Here is a 15,182-nt window from a genome sequence, read left to right as displayed (position 1 = left end):
AAAACCGCCACGGCGAGCGGCGCGCCGCCAGGGTGTTGTCGGCGTCGCAGCGGGCGCGCGCGCCGAGTGCAGCAATGCCGCGCGTCGCTGTCTCGCCACAGGGGCATGCGATGCCAGCTCATGAGAATCCGATGCGGATCGTCATGGACGGATGCGCGGTCGGGTAATAGCGCCGGCCTTTTTCGGCGCCGCTCAGCAATCGCGGCCGCACCCCGGCCTCATGCATGGTCAGCGCCAAGGCGATACAGAACTGCACCAGTTCCAGCCATGCCAGGTGGTAGCCCATGCAGACGTGTGGGCCGGTACCGAACTGCAGCATGTCCACCGGCCGGATCGGCTCGGTGCGTTGCAGCCACCGTGCCAGCCGAAACTGATCAGGCGCCTCGTGCAGCAGCGCCGAAGTCGAGAAATGCAGCAGTGGGATACACAGATCGGTGCCCGCGGGAATGCGCCGTTGGCCTAGTCGCAATTCACGCACTGCGCGACGCACTAGGAGCGGCGTCGCCGGATGCACGCGCAGCGTCTCGCGGAACAGCGCCTCGGCGACCGGACACTGCGCCAGGTCCGCGTGCCGAGTCGGCACCGCGCCCACGCGTTGGGCCTCCTCGACCAGGGCGTCCCACAGCCCAGGCTGCCGCGCCAGCTCGATGACCATCCAGGCCATCGTCGAGGCGGTGGTATCGTGACCACCAAGCAGCAGCAAGCGGATATTGGCGACCAGGACGTCATCGGAAAGCGCATCGTCACTGCGATCGAAGGCGCTCACCATGTCGTTGATCAACCCGGTGCGCGAGGCATGTTCGCGCGCGGCGCGGACGAACTCGCGCAACCGCGCATCGATCCAGTCACGGGCGGCGCGGCCGCGCCGCAAGGGCAGTCCGGGTAGGTCGACCGGGGGCGCGACGATCAACTGCAGCAGTTGCTGGTACTTGCGATGCCATCGCGGCAGGTCCTGCGCGGGGATTCCCATGAGACTGAAGATGAGCTTGAGCATCAGATCGCCGGTTTCGCGCAGGATGGTTACGTCGCCGTGGTCGCGCCACCTCTGCACGCGCGCCCGGATGACGGGCGCGAACAGCTCGCCGATGCCGGCCTGGGTCAGCCCCTTGGGCAGAAGCGCCACCTGGATCGCATCGCGCGCCTGCCGGTGCGCGATGCCGTCCTGGGTGACCAACGTTCCGCCAAACAATTCGGGCGCGATGTCTTCGATCAGCGCCGAGGACACGTCTTTGTGCCGGAGCAGTGCGAGAGCATCCGGATCCAGACTGGTCATCAGGTGTCCGGCAGGGCCGAAATCCAGCCAGAACTGGCTGCCCAGCGTCCGTTCCGCGCGCCGCAGCAGGCGCGGCAGGTCGCAGACGACGGCGGGAAGATGCCCGACCAAGGGGAAAGCGCCGGGCACGACCGGGATGTCGTGCCGCAACCGATGCCGACGGTTCAACGGGTTGAGCAGCATGTCCATCAGCAGCGCGGCGACGCGCCCGCTTCGGCGGTCTCGCCGGAAGGCCGCGCGGCGCGGCTGTTGCCACCGTCGGCGTACGTCGGCACATGGGCCAGCATGCCGCCGTCGATGCACACGACCTGGCCGGTGATGAACGCAGCATCGTCGGAGAGCAGGAACGCCACTAGCGCGGCCACGTCGTCGGGGCGGCCGACGCGCGGCAGGAGCTGGTGCCGCCGCAGATGCCGTTGCGTGCACTCGTCCTGCTTGGCGAGGAGACGATCGGTCTTGATGAGACCCGGTGCAACACCGTTGCAGCGGATCTGCGCATGACCGTACTGGGTGGCGAGCGAGGCGGACAACATGTTCATTGCCGCCTTCGACGCGGCGTGGGACGTCTGCGCGGTGTCACCGCTGACCCCTGGCACGATGACATGTTCACGATCGCGCCACCACCACGGCCGACCGTCCGTGGGATGGCCTGCCGGCAGCAGAGCAACGTGCCGCGCAGATTGGTCGCCATTGTCTGATGCCAGACCGCCACGTCCAGGTCGAGGATCGCGCGGTCGCGCCGAGTCAGATGCATGGCGCCTGCATTGTTCACCAGCAGGTCGCCCGCACCGAAGTGCCGCTCCGCCGTTTCGAACGGCGCTGCCACCGCGTGCGCATCGGCGCTGTCTGTGGCCGAGGCCAGCGCGCGGCCCGCTTCGGATGCAATTTGCGCAGTGCCGGCGATGGCCGCCGCACCATCAATGTCGGCGACCACCACTCTGCCTCCCTCGCGCGCGATAGCGAGGGCGCATGCCTTGCCGATGCCTGCCCTGGCGCCGGCGCCAGTCACCACGGCCACCCTGTCTTCAAACCGTCCCATCGTGTCCTCCTGGATGGCATTGGTCTCTCGCGGCATGCCGCTCGGCCTCCGCTGGAGAAGGCGCAGGGTCGACGCCTGCGCGCTCGCCATCGCCAGCGTCGCTTTCGATGACCCGAATGGCGGCGACGGGGCACTGGCTCGCCGCGAGCCTCACGGCGGCGTGCAGCGCCTGCGCGACCGTCGCTACGCACACTTCGGCCACGCCGTCCGGTTCGCGCTGGCGAAAGGTACCCGGCAGCGTCAGCACGCACTGCCCGCTGGTTCCGCAAAGATCCTGGTCGACCACAACGCGCATCTCAGCTCCCTCGCGCATGCAGCCGCACCGGCAGCGCGCGGAACGTCCGAAGGAACGCGGAGGGCTCCCGGGTCGGCCGCTCGGCCAAGGCGAGGGTGGGGAAGCGCGCCTGGATTCGCGGCAGGCTCTCGGCCAACTGCACCCGGACCAGTTGCGCACCGAGGCAGAAGTGAATGCCGTGGCCGAAGCTCAGCATGATCTTCCCGTCGGTCGACATGCCAGGACTGGTACCGTAGAACCGGCCGGGATCGAAGCGGTCCGGATCGGCGAAGGCGTCGGGGTCGCGATTGCCGGCCGCGATCAGCATGCGCACGTCCGCGCTCTTCGGGATCACCATGCCGCCCAGTTCGATGTCGCGCTGGGCGATACGCGGAATGGAGCTGAACATGACGGGCGCGTCGCAGCGCAGGACTTCTTCGACGAATGCCTTCACCCCCGCGGCGTCTTTGTGCAGCCAGTGCCGCTGTTCGGGATACGCCAGCATCGCCAGGACCGCATGGTCGATGGTCGCAGCAGTGGTGGCGAAGCTGCCCAGCAGCATGCCCCACAGCATGCTGATCAACTCGGCATCCGACAGCGTATCGGTATCATCGTCATGTGCGCTGACCAGCATCGACACGATGTCGTGGCGGGGATCGGTGCGCTTGCGCTGTATGAGGCAGCCGAAGTAGGCCTGCACCCTGGCGCTGGCCGCGTCCGCCGCGGCCAGCTGGGGATCGCTGGCATGCGGGCGCAAGCCTTCCAGAATGGCGCCGATGCCGGCGGCGAGCCCGAACATGTCGTCCTGGGGCATGCCGAACAGTTCGGCGAAGACCAGCATGGGCAAGGCCAGCGCGAATTCCCGATGCAGGTCCACGGCCTCCCCGCGCTCCAGCGCGGGCGCCATGCCGTCCAGGCGCGCGGCCACGATGCGCGCGATGTTCGGCCGCAGGTTGTCGATCTGGCCCATGGTGAAATCGCGCGAGATCAGCCGGCGCAGACGCGTATGCGTCGGTGGATCCTTCATCGCCAGCGAGGACGCCAGCAGATTGAGCGACAGGCTGGTCGCTGCACGCGGGAAATAGCGCGCCAGTTCGTCCGGTGCCGGAGCCCGAAACGCATCGCCCGTGGCCTTGAGCGCCCAATAGATGTCGGCGTGGCGGCTCAACAGAAAGAGGCCCGACGCCGCGCGATGCACCGGATCGTGCTCACGCAACCAGCGCATGAACGGATACGGGTCGTGGATGCACGCTGGCGACGCTAGTTCAGCGAATGCGTCCCCACATGTTGCCGTGGTTTCTTGCACGTCCATTCTGGTTACCTGTTGGCTGGCTGATCGGCGCGCGCCATGCGCGCCAGCAGATCGCGGAGAAGATCGCGATCCCCGGCGGCGTCCACCACATCACCCGAGCACCGGCAACTCCTCGAACCCGCCAAAATGATCTCCCTTCGCAACTTCAGTTCTTCGGGCGCCACGGCCAAGCGGAGCGCGGGAAAGCGCTGGAAGATTGAACCGAACACCGCCTTGAGCTCCAGTCTGGTCAGCGCCGTGTCCGTGCCAAAGACCATCGCACTGCGATTAGTGATGATGCGCGAATAGAGCAAATCGCGTGCCGAAGTGAATTCGCAGGCCCAGCAGGCACTCCGTAGCGGCGCGTAGTGTCAGGTTTCTGGCGTTGAGTCTCAATACCGACAACCGGTGCAGCAAGGCCGACAAGGGCCCGCTCTCGCGCTGAATGTGCGGGCAGCGCTTGCGCGATATTTGAAGCATCCGGATTGGCTGCAGCAGGCGTGATTCGCCGGAAACCACTCCGATGTCGGCGGTAGCTATCCGGAAAACGAAGCCCGCCTCTCCGACATCGCGCTGGGTTGGATGGCGCATGCGGCCGAGAACTTTCCCGACGGCAAGACGCCCGACGGCTTCGGCATCAAGGTAGACGATAGATTCCTCAGCCGGCCTCCGCGATCAGCTTTTGGCAGCCGCACCAGATTGTAGGCGGCGGCAGCGAAGGTAAAGGCCCATCCGACGCGTTCACGGCCACGGAAGCGAGGCCGTGGCGGTTCTCCATCAGCCCATGCGCGATGAAGCACAGTTTCGTCTCCTTGCCCTTTCCCTTGCGATAAAGCCTGGCATCCCGATCGGTGGTCGAAGCGTGAGTGTCGTTCGAGCGCTTCTGGCCATGGAAGTCCGCTTCGGCATTGCGCTCGCCGCCTTGCGCCAGCGGCTCGCCAGAGCCATCCTTCGGCTTCACGCTCTTCATCGAGGCCCAGGCCTCGATCAGCGTGCCATCGACCGAGAAGTGATCGTTCGACAGCGGCTTCGTCACCTTGGGCTGCGCCAGCACCGCCGCCGGGAACTTGGCCGCGATGTCGCCTTCCAGTAACGGGTCACGGTTCTTCGAGAACACGGAATGATCCCAGGCTGCGTCGTCGACGCCCAATTCCGGCGAACCAACGGAACAGCAGATCGTATTCTAGCCGCTCCATCAAAAAGCCGCTCCGAGCGGATCAAATAAAACGCTTGACCAGCATCGCCCGCAGGAGCTTCTCCGACGGGATCGACAGCCGCCCAATCGGCGGATGGAGCGCGGCAAACTCGCGCTCCAGCGTCGACAGCGCCTCGTTCACGATCGTCCGGATCGCTCGCCGCGGATGGTCACGCCGCACCCGCGCCTCCAGATCGACATAGCAGAACAGCTCGCCCGTCCGATTGTCGCCGCGGCCCAGCGGACTAACGCTCGGCGCCAAGGAATGGCTCGGCGACGGGCACGTTCACAGGGATTACGAGGTCCTGGCGCAGGAGTTGCGGCGCGACCGCCCGGAACTCGCCGCCCTGATGCAGTTCGTGGACCCCTTGATAGCCCACTATCACATCCAAACGACTCCCGCGTCGGGAAAAGAATCGGCGCGCTAACTTGGAACCCAATGCTCTTCGGTCATGCGGCGCGGCTCCAGGAGGCCCGGGAAGTAGGAGCCTTGCGCAGCTTGGGAACGCGCAGTTCGACCGCGCCGGCCCGAGTCTCCCAGCTTCGGTCGCGGCAGCCGTTGCGCTGGACCTGCCGCTCCTGGCTCTCTTCACCGTACGCGGCTCCGGTCGGGACCTCGACCTCCAGCTCCATCAGCCGGTAGGCGGCAAAGCCGATCATCTCGCGCAACAGATCAGCATCAGGGGTATTCTCTACGAGCGTGCGCAGGTTCATCATGTCGTCGGTCCTCAATGGTTCCTCGAATCAAGCTGGCTGTCGCAATCCAAACCTTGCCGACGAATCATCGGTGACCACCCGCAAAGCCGATCCAGCTACACCACCAGCTGGGGCACGACCCGCGCTTCCGCCACGCGCGTGCGGATGTGCGCTCGCAGAGCCTTTGGATCATCGCCGAATACCGCCCGCATCAGCAGCGGCGCGATTACGAGGTCGAGGAAGGACTGGGCCGTCTTGGTCACGCGTTCCGAGGTGAAGCCGACGGGTGCACCACCGCGCCGCTCAGTCCAATTCTCGCTGCCCTCCAAGCGAACTCGCCTGGCCACGGCGGCAGGCGGGCTGCTCCTCGCACGCGTGGTCAATCTGCCGCCGAGGCGGGCCGCCCTTTTCAGATTTTGGTGGGATTGGATGCGCCCGAAACCCATTGTCCTCTCATGGCCTGCGCGTTCAGAACCGCTTGATCTCGATTCCGTACTTCCTCAGCGCGTAGCCAATCTGGCGCGGCGTTAGTCCGAGCAAGCGCGCCGCCTTTGCCTGCACCCAACCGGATTTTTCCATGGCTGCAATGACCCGCTCGCGATCGGCAATCTTCGCGCCACTTACGAGGACGGTGCCGGGGGGTGCCAGTGAGGCCGTTTCGCTGCCGACAAGTGGGGCCGGCGCGGTCGCTTCAGACAGCGAAGTGATCGGCTTGGCGGGCACCGGGACGGGCGGTGCCGATTGGGCTGTCGCATCCTCCGACGTACTTTTCCATAGCATCGCGGAAAGGCACTGGCCGTGGCAACATGCAAAATCATTTCTCACGATCGACGGCCCGGCCGACAAGGTCGCTGTGCGCTCGATGCAGTTTTCGAGCTCGCGGACATTTCCCGGAAAGCCGCAGTTCATCAGCACATCGATCGCGCTCGCCTCCAAGGTCAGCGTACGGCCGTTCACGCTGTTGAAATTCCTCAAGAACTCGCCGGCAAGCAGCGGAATATCGCTGCGCCTTTCGCGCAGCGGCGGCAGCAGCAAGGGAACAACGCTGATGCGATAGTAAAGGTCTGCGCGAAACTCGCTCCTTGCCACAGCCTCTTCAAGGTTCTTGTTGGTTGCGGCTATGACCCGAACATCGACCTTTATGGTCTGGTTGCTGCCGACCCGCTCGAACTCCTGCTCCTGCAGGACTCGCAGCAGCTTCGCCTGGAACGGGGCCGAAATCTCGCCGATCTCGTCAAGGAACAGCGTGCCTTTGTCAGCAAGCTCAAAGCGCCCCTTGCGCAAGGTGAAGGCACCAGTAAAGGCACCTTTCTCATGACCGAACAATTCGGACTCCAGCACTGTCTCGGGCAGTGCCGCGCAATTCAGCTTAATGAAGGGCCGCTTGGCGCGGGACGATGATTCGTGAATAGCCTTGGCTACAAGTTCCTTTCCGGTACCGGATTCACCGCGCAGCAGAACCGTGCTGTTCGATTTGGCCACGACAGCGATCTTTTCGAGCAACCCACGCAGCGCCGGGCTGTCGCCAATGATCCCATGAACGGCTAGCTTCTTACGTTCTCGTACCGGCTGCCTAAACTCGAATAATTGCTTTTGCAGACGATCCTTCTCCGCCATCAGCCGCTCGCGATCGCAGGCGAACAAGCGATGAAGCCGCACTGTCTGTCCCACCAGGTTAGCGATCATGGTGAGCAGCCGTGCATCATAATCGAGCCGGAGACTCGACCTTTCGTCACGGACACGGTCGAGCGTCAGTGTACCGACGACTTTCGGATCGATGCGGATCGGAACTCCGATGAACGACACCGGCGTATTATCCGAGGCACCGAGCACTTCAAGGTCAGCTGCGCTGAACGCCGCCTCCGCTGCCACGTTCTCGGCGACAAGAGGCCTGTCGGTCGCAACGATCTGGTCGATTGCCTTCCGCGGCAGGCGCATCCGGAAGCGGTCGTCGCTGCCTTCGCTCCAGCCAGCGCCCACGGTAATGTCCGGCATCCCGTCATCGTCGAACAGTGAGACGATACCGTGCCGCATCTGCACAAACGATTGCAGAAGGCCTACGACGTTGGCCAGCGTAACCTCTAGTCGGCAGGGAGCGGTGAGTATCTTCGATATTTCAAAGATTCCGGTCAGCGCGCTCTCGCGCAGCGGCTCGCCCGAGAGCTCGCGCTCCGTCTCTGGATGAGAGGCAGGTATCTCGCGTGCGGAAGCGATATGCAGCATGAGGCGGTCTCCGTTATTTTGATCATCCTCCCTAGCACCTTGTTCGGATTTGCGAGCTTCGTTTTGCATGTCATGCTCGATCTAGCGTCACGAGTTAACGAGATGACATAGAAGCGTAACACCTCTTCATGGCACGACGATAACCTTACGGTGGCTTGATTTCATTTTTTTTGGAATAGGTGCGCGACGTCAGCGTAGAACACGAGCGCCAAGGCCGACGCTCAAGTTAGCTGTTAGCCAGGCTTGCCCATCACAGATGTTGCCCACCATTGATGGGCACCTCGGCCCCCGTAACATAGCTTGCGGCATCCGAGCATAGGAAGAAGATGACCTTGGCCACTTCGTCGGGCGTTCCCACTCTGCGCAGCGGGATGTTTGGCACGAGACGCGCTTCCGTGTCGGGCGACAACATGTCCGTCCTGATCTCGCCGGGCGCAATCGCGTTCACGCGAACGCCATGCGGCGCATAATCGTGGGCCATTTCGCGCGTGAGACTCGCAAGCGCAGCCTTCGACGTCGCATAGGCGCTGCCGGCAAACGGATGCACCCGCGAACCAGCGATCGACGTCACGTTGACAATCGATCCTGACGCGGCCCTTAGCTCCTCAAATAAACCCTTCGCCAGCAGGATCGGGGCCACGAGATTCAGATGGAACACTCTCATCCAGATTTCGGTTGACGTCGTCAACGACGTCAGCCGGTCGCCATCGGACGTCTTCGGCGAGATGCCGGCATTATTCACTAGTGCGTGCAAGGGTGCGCCCGCCAAGCGTTCCTTAACCTGCGCGACCAAGCGCGGCAGCATTTGATGATCGCCAAGGTCGACCTGGACATGATCCTCGCGCCCGGAGTCCCACGGGCACCGCTCGCCATCGAACGGCTGGCGTGCGCAAGAAATGATGCGCCAACCTGCCTCCGAAAACAGCTTGGCAGTGGCATGCCCAATTCCGCGCGATGCCCCGGTCAGCAACATCGCCTTCTGCTCTCCCTGGTGGAGGTGGGCTTTATCGGCGCGAAAGGGACAGCCCAAATGTGTCTCGGGCAGCGGAGCTGCGACCAGATCGTCATTTGGCAGATCGAGACCCACGCCCGCCTCCTCTCCTGTAGCGCCGCTGGCGAACGCATAGCAGGATTTGGGCCACTACGATGCACGCAAAGACGCTGCGGTTTTGCGTCCTAATGTCGCGCACGCCAAACGCTTGGCGGATTCGTGACATGGTGCGTGTGCTTTACGACATCGACGGTGCATCACCAACACAGTGCCTGGAGCACTCTCAGTCACTGCTACGACCAGACACCAAGCTGCGCTCTCGTGATCGAGATCCGAAGAAGCGAGCGGATAAAGAACGCTCCTCGTCGCGGCAACCATCGGTCAGGACAGTGGAGACACCAGTAGCCGTGTCGATATGAAACGAAACCTGACGCAGCAATTCCATACGTTAGGTTTTCTCGCAACTGATACAAAGCTCATCGCAACACATCGCTGCGCTGATCGGTTGCTCGATCACGAGCTGGGAGACTGAATGTCCAACGCAACACCCGAACCCGAAAGGTCAGTCCGCGCGAGCGAGTGGCGGCCGCTGCAATGGAACTCACCGGCTCAACTTAACCTCCTTCGAAAACGTAATCCGCGATGGGCCGTCGAGAAGCTTCACTTGCGGGTCCTCGGGAGGGCAGCCGAGGACGATACCCTCCTCCTTAGCGCTGTGGCAGTCCTCAAATTCCGCTCTTGTCAAGATCGAGCTTCAGCGGACGGCATACGGTCACCGCATCTTGCTTTTCTCCAGGGCAAGGGCACGTTGGAGCGTCGGCTTGGGCAATCAATTGCCGCCCCGAAACATAGTGGCAGTACTGCTCGATGCAAAAAGCGACCATCAGATCGATGAGGCGGGTCACGACCTTCATCAAGCCACCAGTTCTTGTGAGGCTTCCTCAATCAAGACCAATCGGCTCGGATCGTCTAAATCGAATTCTATAACGCGTGGCGCAAAGAGGCGCGCGTAGCGCGTGAAAGCGCTCGTCGGAGGGAAACGGATCACAGTGTCGCATCGTGCAAGGAGATACATCTCGATGAGAGCGGAAAATCCGCCCTCGGCTCCGAGCGCCGCGCTGTGCAAAGGACCGACCTGGGGAGCCTGGAATCGCTTTGGAATCGTGAAAACATCAGGAAAAATCGCTGACACCTTCTCAAGGACGAGCGCGCTGTCCGTGCACAGGAAAGGCCTGACAGGCTTTTCATGCGATAACGCCTTGGCCTTGTCGATCGCATTAAAGACCTGTCGCAAGGCGCGTTCGGGATCAGCCCAGTAGGGCGCATGCCCCATAATATCCTCGCCGTTGCCGTGCCGAACATGAATGCCGATCACGCTATACGGCTCAAAGTGCTCACCGAAGATGGCATCAATCCGCCCCTGAACCGCGGATCGCGGCTTGATGCTCCGAAAAATCTCTCGTTCAGCCTCCTCATCGCAGCGCCACATCAGGCAGGCATCACACACAACCGTATTTGCATCGCTATCTTGTTCGCTTTGGAACAGGTGATCGAGTTCATCGCGCTCTCGAAAAATCTGCTCGTCGGGGCGATAGACGCAATCAATAGCTGGCCTATTCCACCATGCCGGGAAGAAAGGTCCCGGAAATGAGCGCTGATTGATCTGGTCGTCGCAGATCACCTGTACGCCAGCAATCTCTTGAACCGGTTCGAAGAAGACCGGAAAGGCGTTGGTGAATGGTTGATCGAGATAACAGGACCCCCGCCAATCGATGACCAGCTTCCGTCCGGTCCGCTGGGCAAAACGCCACGCTGCAGCCAGCGACCACAGGCAGTCGCCCAAGCCCGTACGTCGTCGGGCAACAACGAACCGATCATTTTTCGAAGCGCCAGGCATCTGCATTGCTTCCTTCCGGACTCCTGGTTGAACAAGAGACGTCATTGGAGACACCTCACACATGGTCTTGGCCGATGTTATGGTCGGCGCTTGTGCTGCTCGCGCGTTGCGTCGGTAGAACTTCATAGCAGCGCTGTCCTCGGAGCGGGTTCTCTCAACGCCTGCCTTTTTCTTCTATTAGAGCTGTTGCGCCGATATACCGGATTTCAACCGGATGCCTATTCTGCCTTATTCCACCTCGGCCTCGCCTGCTGTACATTGAGGCGCAGCCTTGGCCATACAGATGATCGCCGGTTATGCTTCGCCTAGCGCTTTAATGCGGACGCAAGCGGCGCGTGGCGGATGCAGCCGAACGCCCCGCTGTTCCCACAAGAGCCGCAGTTCCTTGACGAGATCTTCGCGCCGGGGCTGGTCCAACATAGTTGTGTCGAGAAGCCGGTCGAGCGAGGCCTCCCCCTCGATCCGCATCAGCAGGTCGAAGAGCTCATGCGACATACGTATGCTCTCATGCCCCGAGTGTCCCATACGGATCTCGCAAACCGTTTCCTGACGATCTTCCGCTGTGTAGGAGCGAATACGATGAAGGGATGCATATGAAGGCAATGAAACGCTCAGTGTAGACCAATCCCGCAGTGTTGCCGGCCGCTTCTTGACGAGGAATGGCCCAACTACAAGTCCATCCAGGTCGGTCGTCAAGAAGGTGGCGATGGCGTCTGAAACGGAATCGACGATCGGCTCGGCATTGTTGTTAAAGGACGTGTTTAGAAGAACCGGGATGCCGGTCCGCTTCTTGAATGCATGAATGACATCCCAATAGGCAGGATTTGTGTTGCGCGAGACCGTTTGCAGCCGAGCAGTTCCATCAACGTGCGTGACCGCCCCGAGCACGCTATGGTGGGCCGCACGCACACGAACCACGAAGTTCATGAAGGGAAACTCCCGCTTGCCGCCTGGGAGCTCAAAGAACTCGCTTGCATCCTCCTCCAGCACTGACGGCGCAAACGGACGATAGCCCTCGCGCTTTTTGACCATCGCATTTATCCGGTTCTTGTTTTCCGCTGGCCGCGGGTCGGCGAGAATGCTGCGGTTGCCAAGCGCACGTGGCCCGAACTCAGAACGGCCCTGAACCCAGCCGATGACAGCGCCATTTGCCATCCAGTCCGCTGCACTGGCTGCGATGTCATCACTACGTTGAAAATCGAGGTGGCCGGACCATGCAATGAGCTCGTGTTCTATGGCTTGCTCGGTCCCGAGATCGGGTCCCCAATAGACGTCCGACAATCGTTCGCGCGGCGCGGGCCGACCCAGCTCGTTTGACATCATCAATGCAGCGCCGAGTGCGCAACCGGCGTCGTGCGCCGCGGGCTGGACGAAGATGTCGTCGAAAAGCCCGGAATAGAGCAGCTTACCGTTCATCGTGCAATTGTGGGCTACGCCTCCCGCCAGGCACAAGCGCTTCATGCCCGTCGCTTCGCGATGATAGCGCAGGATATGAAAGATGATCCGCTCAAGCGCCTCCTGCAGCGAAGCGCTGACGTCTCGATGCTGCTGCGTGAATGCCATTCCCTTTCGCCGGACCTGGATGCTGCGGATCAAGGCCGGGCCGATTCGATCCAGATGGACCCGATAACCACCATTGTCCAACAATTCATAGAACTGCGCGAAGAGCTCGCGATAGGGAGCAGGGTCCCCATAGGGGGCGAGCCCCATCACTTTGTACTCGTCGAACAACCCGTAGCCGAGATAACGGATCGCCTCGAGATAGAACAGCCCCAGAGAGTTATGCTCTGGAAAGCTTGCGAGTTGCGAAATTTCGGTACCAGACCCTACCGCCAGCAGAGCCGAGAGAAAGTCCCCGCCGCCGTCGACCGCAAAGATCAGGCTTTGCTCAAATCCAGACATCGCAAACGCGCTCGCGGCATGCGCTTCATGGTGATTTACAAAGAACACGCGTGACGCATCGATGTCGGTGCCGCACTCCCTTGCCAGCAGCTGACGTAGCAACAGTTTGGCGTCCAACGGCACTGGCTGAGAAACAAACAGCCGCTCGAGCATGGTATTGCAGTAGGCTTCAGTCGCGTAGTACGCGATCCGGTCGATCTCGCCAAGCTCAACTCCTGCAGTTGAAAGGCAGTATCGGATCGAGTTGCTTGGGAACTTGTTGGAGTGCTTGACTCGATTGAGGCGCTCCTCTTCGACAGCAGCAAGCACACGGCCATCCCGCACGAGCACCGCAGCGCCATCGTGCAGAAATGTATTGGGCAGCTCGGGCGAGTACTGATAGATTCTGTCCAAACCGCCACTCACTCCGAGACACAACATTCCGCTCTCCATTTAGTCATGACAGGAAGGCCAATCGTCCTCCCAACTAAATCGTCTGTACTGTCACGCACCCTCGGCCACGCGGGCCAGGCAGCACAACCAATGCTCTTGCGAAGCCCGCCCCGGCGCCGAGCCGGCTCCTCCTATTTGGGTGCTTCGCGTTCCCGCACCGTTCGACCGATCCGGCGGCGTATGCCCGGCTTGTTATAAAGCCTCTGTCGCAGCTCACGCTGCCTCAACCAAGACAGAGCATTGCGAACTCCGTCAACGCAGCAGACGGCGCCGAAACAATGCCGTCGACACAAAGAACGGTAATACCGCGTACAGGCAAAGCGCACCGACATGGAAGGCGGCGCCGCCGCTGGCCGCACGCTCGAGCATCGCCGGGCGAATGAGATCGACCGAATGCGCCAGCGGCAACCAGCCAGCGACCTGCTGAAAGGAGCTCGGCAATTGGCTCATCGGAAAGATTGCGCCACACACAAACACCATGGGTGTCAGGATGAGCGTCTGGTAAAACACGAAGTAATCGTAACTTGGCGCAAGAGATATGACGACCATCGCCAAGCTCGCGAAGACAAGGCCGGTCAAGGCCACCGTCGGCATCGCATACAAAATGGACGCCCAGGACGCATAACCCAGCGTCGCAGCGACAATTCCGATTGCAGTTCCGGCCAGAACGGACTTACTGGCTGCCCACACCATTTCGCCCAGAACGACGTCGCCAAGCGTGAGTTGTGTGGACAGGATTGCTTCCCAGGTACGCTTGGCATCCATCCGAGCGAAGGTTGCATACATGGTTTCAAAAGTTGCGGACGTCATGGCGCTGGTCGCGACCATGCCGGCTGCCAAAAACGCAATGTACGAAGTCCCTTCAACGCGGCCCACGATCAGCCCAAGGCCAAAGCCAAGGCCAAAAAGGTTGGTTATGGGATCTGCGAGGTTACCGAGAACCGATGCAAGTGCGACTTTCCTCCATGCCAGGAAGTTTCGCCGCCATACCGCGATCCAATTGTACGCGTTAGCGGGCATCAGCGCCGCGTCACCTTCAATCATCGCTCATTTCTCCATCTCGCGCCCGGTCAACCGCAAGAACACATCTTCGAGATTCGGCGGCCGCTGCAGAATGCGAAGGCCCGCTCGGCCGCGCAGTTGCACACGTACCTGCTCCGGATACGGCGCATAGCAAAACAGCGTCTCTCCACTCACTTCGATGTGCCGAGCATAAGGCTTGAGCAGTTCACCGCACTCATGTGGATCACCGCCATAGATCTCGATCACGTCGCATCCGATATGCTCCTCGATCAAGGCGTTCGGCCTTCCTTCGGCGATCTTGCGTCCGCCCTCAAGCACGCAAAGCCGATCGCATAGGCGTTCGGCTTCTTCCATGAAGTGAGTGGTGAGCAGGATTGTCTTGCCACGCGCGAGCAGAACGCGCAGACGTTCCCATATCAGGTGCCGCGCGTGCGGATCAAGGCCGGTCGTGGGCTCGTCCATCACCAGCAGATGCGGATCATTGATCAGGGCACGCGCCAGTGTCAGCCGACGCTTCATGCCGCCCGACAGATGCGCGGCACGCACGTTCGCCTTGCTTTCGAGCCGTGCAAACTCGAGCAACGAGGGTACGATCGCCTCGACCTTGCGAGCACTCATGCCGAAGTAACGGCCAAATACCAGCAGGTTCTCGCGTACGGTGAATTCGAGTTCGAGGTTATCGAACTGCGGCACAACGCCAATCCGCACACGTGCCACACGAGCGCGGGCAGGCACAGGTTCATTGAGGACTGTAATCTTGCCCGCGTCCGGCGAAATCATCCCGAGGAGCATACGCGCAATCGTGCTCTTGCCGGCTCCATTTGGCCCGAGCAGGCCGAAGCATTCTCCGCGCGCAACCGAGAACGACAGTTCATCGACGATGATCTTGTCGCCAAATGATTTTCTTACGCCGGCAAGCTCGATTGCTGCGCTGGACATGTTCATC

At 61.6% G+C, this 15,182-nt stretch carries 11 protein-coding genes and 5 pseudogenes; 1 reads left to right on the top strand and 15 read right to left on the bottom strand.

The genetic code is table 11. The features are described 5' to 3' along the window. Positions 1 to 118: 118 nt before the first annotated feature. The 5 genes and pseudogenes from E2I15_RS00275 to E2I15_RS39780 all read right to left on the bottom strand — a co-directional run. A complete protein-coding gene (locus tag E2I15_RS00275) occupies positions 119 to 1,462 on the bottom strand; it encodes a cytochrome P450 (RefSeq protein ID WP_137482325.1) in 1,344 nt (447 codons plus the stop codon). Continuing rightward, a pseudogene (locus E2I15_RS00270) lies at positions 1,462 to 2,312 on the bottom strand (SDR family oxidoreductase). Before E2I15_RS00270 ends, E2I15_RS00275 begins: the two are co-directional and overlap by 1 nt. Continuing rightward, entirely contained in the window at positions 2,299 to 2,607 is a 309-nt protein-coding gene (locus E2I15_RS00265) for a ferredoxin (protein ID WP_137482324.1), read from the bottom strand. The pseudogene E2I15_RS00270 and the gene E2I15_RS00265 overlap by 14 nt, the downstream one beginning before the upstream one ends. Position 2,608: 1 nt before the next feature. Beyond that, positions 2,609 to 3,898 (bottom strand): cytochrome P450, encoded by a 1,290-nt coding sequence (locus E2I15_RS00260; RefSeq protein WP_137482323.1) that lies wholly within the window; start codon positions 3,896 to 3,898, stop codon positions 2,609 to 2,611. 90 nt (positions 3,899 to 3,988) lie between these two features. Further along, a pseudogene (locus E2I15_RS39780) lies at positions 3,989 to 4,134 on the bottom strand (cytochrome P450); the annotation flags it as partial. Positions 4,135 to 4,381: 247 nt separating this feature from the next. Between E2I15_RS39780 and E2I15_RS39775 the strand changes: the two are divergent. Next, a pseudogene (locus E2I15_RS39775) lies at positions 4,382 to 4,507 on the top strand (phospholipase effector Tle1 domain-containing protein); the annotation flags it as partial. A gap of 97 nt (positions 4,508 to 4,604) precedes the next feature. On the opposite strand, the pseudogene E2I15_RS00245 reads toward E2I15_RS39775, so the two are convergent. From E2I15_RS00245 to nodI, 10 genes and pseudogenes are all read right to left on the bottom strand, one after another. Then, a pseudogene (locus tag E2I15_RS00245) lies at positions 4,605 to 5,313 on the bottom strand (transposase); the annotation flags it as partial. 201 nt (positions 5,314 to 5,514) lie between these two features. After that, positions 5,515 to 5,789 (bottom strand): annotated as a pseudogene (locus tag E2I15_RS00240) (transposase); the annotation flags it as partial. A gap of 95 nt (positions 5,790 to 5,884) precedes the next feature. After that, complete coding sequence (locus E2I15_RS00235) at positions 5,885 to 6,097, bottom strand: hypothetical protein (RefSeq protein ID WP_137482322.1); 213 nt, start codon at positions 6,095 to 6,097, stop codon at positions 5,885 to 5,887. Positions 6,098 to 6,236: 139 nt separating this feature from the next. Continuing rightward, the gene (gene nifA, locus E2I15_RS00230) at positions 6,237 to 8,060 is read right to left on the bottom strand and encodes a nif-specific transcriptional activator NifA (RefSeq protein WP_137482321.1); all 1,824 of its coding nucleotides are present in this window, start codon (positions 8,058 to 8,060) and stop codon (positions 6,237 to 6,239) included. 181 nt (positions 8,061 to 8,241) lie between these two features. Further along, positions 8,242 to 9,078, bottom strand: coding sequence for an SDR family NAD(P)-dependent oxidoreductase (locus E2I15_RS00225; protein WP_137482320.1), 837 nt, complete (start codon positions 9,076 to 9,078; stop codon positions 8,242 to 8,244). A 629-nt stretch (positions 9,079 to 9,707) separates the two neighbouring features. Beyond that, complete coding sequence (locus E2I15_RS00220) at positions 9,708 to 9,896, bottom strand: hypothetical protein (RefSeq protein ID WP_137482319.1); 189 nt, start codon at positions 9,894 to 9,896, stop codon at positions 9,708 to 9,710. Further along, positions 9,896 to 11,005, bottom strand: a complete 1,110-nt coding sequence (locus E2I15_RS00215; RefSeq protein ID WP_137482318.1) for a nodulation protein NodZ — start codon at positions 11,003 to 11,005, stop codon at positions 9,896 to 9,898. Before E2I15_RS00215 ends, E2I15_RS00220 begins: the two co-directional genes overlap by 1 nt. Positions 11,006 to 11,173: 168 nt before the next feature. Beyond that, positions 11,174 to 13,201, bottom strand: coding sequence for a carbamoyltransferase family protein (locus E2I15_RS00210; protein ID WP_137482317.1), 2,028 nt, complete (start codon positions 13,199 to 13,201; stop codon positions 11,174 to 11,176). Between the two features lie 264 nt (positions 13,202 to 13,465). Beyond that, complete coding sequence (locus E2I15_RS00205; RefSeq protein ID WP_137482316.1) at positions 13,466 to 14,257, bottom strand: ABC transporter permease; 792 nt, start codon at positions 14,255 to 14,257, stop codon at positions 13,466 to 13,468. A 3-nt stretch (positions 14,258 to 14,260) separates the two neighbouring features. Then, positions 14,261 to 15,181 (bottom strand): nodulation factor ABC transporter ATP-binding protein NodI, encoded by a 921-nt coding sequence (gene nodI / locus E2I15_RS00200; protein WP_170991709.1) that lies wholly within the window; start codon positions 15,179 to 15,181, stop codon positions 14,261 to 14,263. Position 15,182: the final 1 nt, after the last annotated feature.

The sequence above is a fragment of the Bradyrhizobium sp. BR2003 genome, assembly GCF_009720285.1.
Classification (GTDB): Bacteria; Pseudomonadota; Alphaproteobacteria; order Rhizobiales; family Xanthobacteraceae; genus Bradyrhizobium; species Bradyrhizobium elkanii.
This window is presented reverse-complemented; position numbering and strand designations above follow the sequence as displayed.

What these genes read in the sequence shown, in the direction of transcription:
- E2I15_RS00210 (WP_137482317.1), bottom strand. Translation starts at nt 13,201, where the DNA reads ATGTTGTGTCTCGGAGTGAGTGGCGGTTTGGACAGAATCTATCAGTAC.
- E2I15_RS00265 (WP_137482324.1), bottom strand. Translation starts at nt 2,607, where the DNA reads ATGCGCGTTGTGGTCGACCAGGATCTTTGCGGAACCAGCGGGCAGTGC.
- E2I15_RS00205 (WP_137482316.1), bottom strand. Translation starts at nt 14,257, where the DNA reads ATGATTGAAGGTGACGCGGCGCTGATGCCCGCTAACGCGTACAATTGG.
- nodI (WP_170991709.1), bottom strand. Translation starts at nt 15,181, where the DNA reads ATGAACATGTCCAGCGCAGCAATCGAGCTTGCCGGCGTAAGAAAATCA.
- E2I15_RS00215 (WP_137482318.1), bottom strand. Translation starts at nt 11,005, where the DNA reads ATGAAGTTCTACCGACGCAACGCGCGAGCAGCACAAGCGCCGACCATA.
- nifA (WP_137482321.1), bottom strand. Translation starts at nt 8,060, where the DNA reads ATGCAAAACGAAGCTCGCAAATCCGAACAAGGTGCTAGGGAGGATGAT.
- E2I15_RS00260 (WP_137482323.1), bottom strand. Translation starts at nt 3,898, where the DNA reads ATGGACGTGCAAGAAACCACGGCAACATGTGGGGACGCATTCGCTGAA.
- E2I15_RS00275 (WP_137482325.1), bottom strand. Translation starts at nt 1,462, where the DNA reads ATGGACATGCTGCTCAACCCGTTGAACCGTCGGCATCGGTTGCGGCAC.
- E2I15_RS00220 (WP_137482319.1), bottom strand. Translation starts at nt 9,896, where the DNA reads ATGAAGGTCGTGACCCGCCTCATCGATCTGATGGTCGCTTTTTGCATC.